Genomic DNA, 5,847 nt, shown 5'->3' on the forward strand with positions numbered 1-5,847 from the left:
CGCCGGCGCCGAGCGGGCTGACCGCCGCGCGCCTGTCCCAGTCGCGCAGCCGGCTCACGTCCCGCGCGAACGCCTGGACATGGGCGAGCAGCTGGTGCGCGAACAGCACGGGCTGAGCGTGCTGGAGGTGCGTCATGCCAGGGGCGGGCGTGTCGCCGCAGGCCTCCGCCTGGGCGATCAGCGCGGTCTGCAGCTCGGCCAGCCTGCTGACGATCAGCCGCGCGTGATCGCGCAGGTACAGCCGCAGGTCGGTAGCGACCTGGTCGTTGCGGCTGCGGCCGGCCCGCAGCTTTCCGCCGAGAGCGCCGAGCCGCTCGAGCAGCCCCCGCTCGAGCGCGGTGTGCACGTCCTCGTCGGCGAGCGTCGGGCGGAAGGTGCCGTCCTCCACCGCCCGGTCCAGGTCGTCGAGCGCTTTGAGCATCGAGTCGGCCTCACCGTCGGTCAGCAGCCCGGCCCGGTGCAGCATCCGCGCGTGCGCGCGGGACGCCAGCAGGTCGTAGCGCGCCAGCCGCCAGTCGAACTGGACGCTCAGCGACAGCCGCGCCAGCGCGTCCGCGGGTCCGCCCTCGAACCGGCCGCCCCACAGCCGTGTCGGCGATCCACCCGAAGACGCCGACTGCTCGTCCGATCCCATCAATCCCACCTATCCCCAGTCGTAACGCATCGGCCCCGCCCTCCACCCTATTGGGTCCGCCGCGAAGGCGGTCGATGGGCCATCGACCGCCTAAGAAGGGGGACGATGGCCCATCGACCCCCTTTGGGTCCGCGGCGCGGGGCGGTTACCGGCGGCGTTCGGCCAGGCGGCGGAAGTCCGCGGCGAGAGCGTCGCCGCCGGACGGGTCCCTGGCGATCACAAGCACCGTGTCGTCGCCGGCGACCGTGCCCAGGATCGCGGGCCAGGCGGCGTGGTCGATGACCGAGGCGAGGAACTGCGCGGCGCCGGCCGGGGTGCGCAGCACCACCAGGTTCGCGCTCGCCTCTGTCGACGTCAGGAGCTCCTTCAGGTACTTGGCCAGCCGCGCGGACGAGGCCGGCGGCTCGGGATGTTCCGTGACGGGCGGCGCCGGCTCGCTGGCCGCCTCAGCCGCGGGCGGAGCGGGCGGGGTGAGAGACGGCTGCGTACGTTCCGGAAAATCAAGACCGATACCAGCGCGGGACCCGGGCCCTCCCGGCTCACCGGGCAGCGCGTAGACCAGCGAGCCGTCCGCCGCCCGCAGCCGGACGACGCCGATCTCGTCCAGATCCCTCGACAGGGTGGCCTGCGCGACGTGCATGCCGGCGTACCTCTCGAGCAGCACGGCCAGCTGTTCCTGCGAGTGCACCTGCTCCATGGCCAGGATCGCGGCGATCCGCGCCTGCCTGGCGGCCTTCGTCGCCGGGGCCGACGGGGTCGCCATCAGGACTGCTCCAGCAACCAGGCCAGCAGCGCCTTCTGCGCGTGCAGCCGGTTCTCCGCCTGGTCCCACACCGCGCTGGCCGGGCCGTCGATCACCCCGGCGGTGATCTCCTCACCGCGGTGCGCCGGCAGGCAGTGCAGCACGATCGCACCCTCGCCGGCCAGCGCCAGCAGCTCGCCGCTGACCTGGAACGGGGCGAGCGCCTGCCGGCGGGCCGGCGCGTCCTGCTGGCCCATCGAGACCCAGACGTCGGTGGCGAGCACGTCCGCGCCCTTGACCGCGAGAGCCGGGTCGCCGACGACAGCGGCCGACCCGCCGGTTTCCGCGGCGATCCGCTGGGCGGCGGCGACGATCCCCGGGTCGGGCTGGTAGCCGTCCGGAGCGGCGACTCGTACGTGCATCCCGGCGGTAGCGCCGCCGAGCAGGTAGGAGTACGCCATGTTGTTGGCCCCGTCGCCGAGGTAGGCGAGGGCGCGGCCGGGGAGCGGGCCGAGGCGTTCTGTCATGGTCTGCAGGTCGGCGAGGATCTGGCAGGGGTGGAACTCGTCGGTCAGCGCGTTGATCACCGGGACGGTGCTCGCCGCGGCCAGTTCCTCGATGCGGTCCTGGCCGAACGTGCGCCACACGATCGCCGCCGTCTGGCGGGTGAGCACCCTGGCGATGTCGCCGATCGTCTCGCCGCGGCCGATGTGCGTGGTCTGCGTGTCGATGACCAGGGGCAGGCCGCCGAGTTCCGCGATGCCGACGGTGAAGGACACCCGGGTGCGCAGGCTTGGCTTGTCGAAGAGGACCGCGACGGCCTTTGGGCCCTCGAGCGGGCGGCGGGCGAACCGGTCCTTCTTCATGACGCGGGCCAGGTCGAGGACCTCGGCTTGCTGGGCGGGGGTGAGGTCGTCGTCGCGGAGGAAGTGCTTGGGCATGGGTGTCTACGTCTCGGTGGGGGTTACGCCTCGTGTGCCTGGGTCAGGATAGCGGGCAGGGCGGCGGTGAACTCGCCGGCCTCGGCCTCGGTGAGGATCAGCGGCGGGGCGAGCCGCACCGCGTCGGGCTGCACCGCGTTAACGAGGAAGCCCATTTCCTGCGCGGCCTGGCAGACCGCCGGCGCCTTGTCCTCGGTGAGCACCGCCGCCAGCCACAGTCCGCTGCCGCGCACGCCCTTGAGCAGCGGGTGGTCGGTCGCCTCGATGCCGCTCGCGAGGACGTTACCCACGGTCTTGACGTTGCCGAGAATGCTGCGGTCCTCAATGGTGTCGAGCACCGCGAGGGCGGCGGCGCAGGCGACCGGGTTGCCGCCGAACGTCGAGCCGTGGTCGCCCTTGCGCAGCGCGGTGCCCGCCTCGCCGAAGCCGATGCAAGCGCCGATCGGCAGCCCCCCGCCGAGGCCCTTGGCGAGCGTGAGCACGTCGGGGAGGACGCCCGCCGCCTGGTGGGCGAACCACTCGCCGGTGCGGCCGATCCCGCTCTGGATCTCGTCGAGCACCAGCAGCGCCCCCGCGGCGTCGCAGGCCTGCCGGACGGCGCGCAGGTACCCGTCCGGCGGCGGCACGACGCCGCCCTCACCCAGCGTCGGCTCGAGGAAGACCGCCGCGACTTCTGCGTCGATGGCGCTGGCCAGGGCCGCCTCGTCGCCGTACGGGATCCAGCGCACATCGACGCCGAACGGGCCGAACGGCGTCCTGATCGACTCCTTGCCTGTGATGCTCAGCGAGCCCATCGTCCGGCCGTGGAAGCTGCCGATCGCCGCGACGAACGGCTTGTCCGTGCCGCGGGCGCGGCGGACCAGCTTGATGGCGGCCTCGTTGGCCTCGGCGCCGGAGTTGCAGAAGAACACGCGCGCTTGCCCGTCGGCGTTGAGCAAGCCGAGCAGCCGCTCGGCGAGCCGCACGCCCGGCTCGTGCACGAACAGGTTCGAGCTGTGCGCGAGCTTGCCGACCTGGCCGGACACGGCCTCGACGATGGCGGGGTGGGCGTGGCCGAGCGCGCTGACCGCGATGCCGGCGATCAGGTCCAGGTACTGGTTGCCGTCGGCGTCCCAGACCCGGCAGCCCTCGCCGCGGGCGAGCGCCAGCGGCGGGGTGCCGTAGTTCGGCATCATGGCCGCCTCGAAGCGCTCGCGCAGGGCTTCGCTCTCGCTCATGGTTGGTTGTCTCCTTCTCGGGGGGCTCCGGGGGGTCGTCCCCCCGGGTCAGCAGAGACCATGGTGCCGATGCCGGAGTCGGTGAAGATCTCCAGCAGGATCGCGTGCTCCAGCCGGCCGTCCAGCACATGCACCTGCGGGACGCCGCCGCGCACCGCGGTGAGGCAGGCTTCCATCTTCGGGATCATGCCGGCCGACAGTGCCGGCAGCAGCTTTTCCAGGTCGCTGGCGCCGAGCTGGCTGATCACCTCGGCCGAGGCGGGCCAGTCCCTGTAGAGGCCCGCCACGTCGGTGAGCACCACTAGCTTGGCGGCGCCGAGCGCCACCGCGAGCGCGGCGGCCGCGGTGTCGGCGTTGACGTTGTAGACCACGCCGTCGCCGTCCGCGCCGCGCGCGACGCTGGACAGCACCGGGATCCTGCCGTCCGCGATGAGGCCCCTGACCAGGCCGGGATCGGTCGCCACGATGTCGCCGACCAGGCCGATATCCACCGGCTCGCCGTCCACGACCGCGGCCTTGCGGCGCGCGGTGAACAGGTTCGCGTCCTCGCCGGACAGCCCGACCGCGAGCGGCCCGTACCGATTGATCAGGCCCACCAGGTCCTTGTTGACCTTGCCGTTGAGCACCATCCGGACGACGTCGATGGTCTCTTCCGTGGTCACCCGCAGCCCGGCGGCGAAGACCGATTCGATGCCGAGCCGGTCCAGGTGCTCGGTCACCTGCGGGCCGCCGCCGTGCACCACCACCGGGCGCAGCCCGGCGTGCCTGAGGAACACCAGGTCCTGGGCGAACCCGGCGCGCAAGTGCTCCTCGGTCATCGCGTGGCCGCCGTACTTGATCACCACGGTCTCGCCGTGGAAGCGGTCGAGCCAGGGCAGCGCCTCGATCAGGGTGGCCGCCTTGGCGGTCGCCGCGACGCGGCGCGCTTCGTCGGCCTGGTCGTCGTTGACCACGATCGTCATGTGGAATACGCCGCATTCTCGTGCACGTAGGCCTCGGTGAGATCGGTGGTGAGGATCAGCGCGGCGTTCGGGCCGGCGGACAGGTCCACGGTGATCGTGACGTCGCGGCTCTTCAGGTCGACCTTGGACCGCTCGTCGCCTGGCGCGCCGCCGCGGCACACCCAGACGCCGTTGATCGCGACGTTCAGCCGGTCCGGGTCGAATACCGCGTCCGTCGTGCCGACCGCGGACAGCACCCGGCCCCAGTTCGGGTCCTCGCCCGCGATGGCGCACTTGAGCAGGTTGTTCCTGGCCACCGCGCGGCCGACGGTCACCGCGTCGCCGTCGCTCGCCGCGCCGACGACCTCGATCGTGATCATCTTCGACGCGCCCTCGGCGTCGAGCTGGAGCTGGCGGGCGAGGTCGGCGCAGACTTCGGTCAGGGCGCGGGTGAAGTCCTGCTTGTCGGGCTTGACCCCGGACGCGCCGCTGGCCATCAGCAGCACGGTGTCGTTGGTGGACATGCAGCCGTCGGTGTCCAGCCGGTCGAAGGTGACGGCGGTCGCCGAGCGGAGCGCACTGTCGAGCTCTTCGGCGGTGAGGTCCGCGTCCGTGGTGAGCACGCACAGCATGGTCGCGAGCGCCGGGGCGATCATGCCCGCGCCCTTGGCCATGCCGCCGATCGAGTAGCCGTCGGGGCGGCGGAACGCGATCTTGACGACCGTGTCCGTGGTGCGGATCGCGTCGGCGGCGTGCACGCCGCCGCTGCGGTCAGCTTCCGCGACCGCCGCGTCCACGGCGGGCAGCAGCTTGTCCATCGGCAGCCGGTCGCCGATCAGGCCGGTCGAGCAGACCGCGACCTCGCCGGCCGAGTCGCCGATCGCCCGGGCGAGGCGCTCCGCGGTGGCGTGGGTGTCCTGGAAGCCGAGCGGGCCGGTGCAGGCGTTCGCGCCGCCGGAGTTCAGCACGACGGCACGGACCCGGCCGCCGCTGACCACCTGCCTCGTCCACTTCACCGGGGCTGCCTGCACCCGGTTGGCGGTGAACACCGCGGCCGCGGCCCGGGACGGGCCGTCGTTGATCACCACCGCGACGTCCCGGTCGCCGGACTGCTTCAGCCCGCCAGCCACGCCCGCGGCCCGGAAGCCCTGCGGTGCGGTCACGCTCATGGGTGGACTCCGTGGGTCGTGAGGCCGGCCGTCTCTGGCAGGCCGAGCATGAGGTTGGCGATCTGCACGGCCTGGCCGGCCGCGCCCTTCCCGAGGTTGTCGGTGGTGGCGACCACGACCGCGCGCCCGGCGTGCGGGTCGGCGGTCACCTGGACGTGCGCCCCGTTCGACCCGGCTACCGCGCCGGTGACGGGCCACTGGCC

6 protein-coding genes and 1 pseudogene are annotated in these 5,847 nt (G+C 72.8%); all 7 read right to left on the bottom strand.

Annotated features, from left to right (window positions below; all coding sequences use genetic code 11):
- Window positions 1-634: lyase family protein (locus WA805_RS21695; protein ID WP_425243249.1), on the bottom strand; the 634-nt coding region annotated here is incomplete at its 3' end.
- 145 nt (window positions 635-779) lie between these two features.
- On the bottom strand, window positions 780-1,397 hold the full coding sequence (locus WA805_RS21700) for an arginine repressor (protein WP_422280104.1): 618 nt from the start codon (window positions 1,395-1,397) through the stop codon (window positions 780-782).
- Window positions 1,397-2,317, bottom strand: a complete 921-nt coding sequence (gene argF, locus WA805_RS21705; RefSeq protein WP_425243250.1) for an ornithine carbamoyltransferase — start codon at window positions 2,315-2,317, stop codon at window positions 1,397-1,399. Before argF ends, WA805_RS21700 begins: the two co-directional genes overlap by 1 nt.
- Before the next feature lie 23 nt (window positions 2,318-2,340).
- On the bottom strand, window positions 2,341-3,534 hold the full coding sequence (locus WA805_RS21710) for an acetylornithine transaminase (RefSeq protein ID WP_422280108.1): 1,194 nt from the start codon (window positions 3,532-3,534) through the stop codon (window positions 2,341-2,343).
- A complete protein-coding gene (argB, locus tag WA805_RS21715; RefSeq protein ID WP_422280110.1) occupies window positions 3,531-4,496 on the bottom strand; it encodes an acetylglutamate kinase in 966 nt (321 codons plus the stop codon). The genes WA805_RS21710 and argB overlap by 4 nt, the downstream gene beginning before the upstream one ends.
- The gene (gene argJ / locus WA805_RS21720) at window positions 4,493-5,644 is read right to left on the bottom strand and encodes a bifunctional glutamate N-acetyltransferase/amino-acid acetyltransferase ArgJ (protein ID WP_425243251.1); all 1,152 of its coding nucleotides are present in this window, start codon (window positions 5,642-5,644) and stop codon (window positions 4,493-4,495) included. Before argJ ends, argB begins: the two co-directional genes overlap by 4 nt.
- Window positions 5,641-5,847 (bottom strand): annotated as a pseudogene (locus WA805_RS21725) (N-acetyl-gamma-glutamyl-phosphate reductase); the annotation flags it as partial. The pseudogene WA805_RS21725 and the gene argJ, both read right to left, overlap by 4 nt.

Origin of the sequence: Trebonia sp. (assembly GCF_049794275.1) — a bacterium.
Lineage (GTDB): Bacteria > Actinomycetota > Actinomycetes > Streptosporangiales > Streptosporangiaceae > Trebonia.

Bases quoted from the DNA above. Each gene is read 5' to 3' on its own strand.
- WA805_RS21700 (WP_422280104.1), bottom strand. From the start codon at position 1,397: ATGGCGACCCCGTCGGCCCCGGCGACGAAGGCCGCCAGGCAGGCGCGG.
- argF (WP_425243250.1), bottom strand. From the start codon at position 2,317: ATGCCCAAGCACTTCCTCCGCGACGACGACCTCACCCCCGCCCAGCAA.
- WA805_RS21710 (WP_422280108.1), bottom strand. From the start codon at position 3,534: ATGAGCGAGAGCGAAGCCCTGCGCGAGCGCTTCGAGGCGGCCATGATG.
- argB (WP_422280110.1), bottom strand. From the start codon at position 4,496: ATGACGATCGTGGTCAACGACGACCAGGCCGACGAAGCGCGCCGCGTC.
- argJ (WP_425243251.1), bottom strand. From the start codon at position 5,644: ATGAGCGTGACCGCACCGCAGGGCTTCCGGGCCGCGGGCGTGGCTGGC.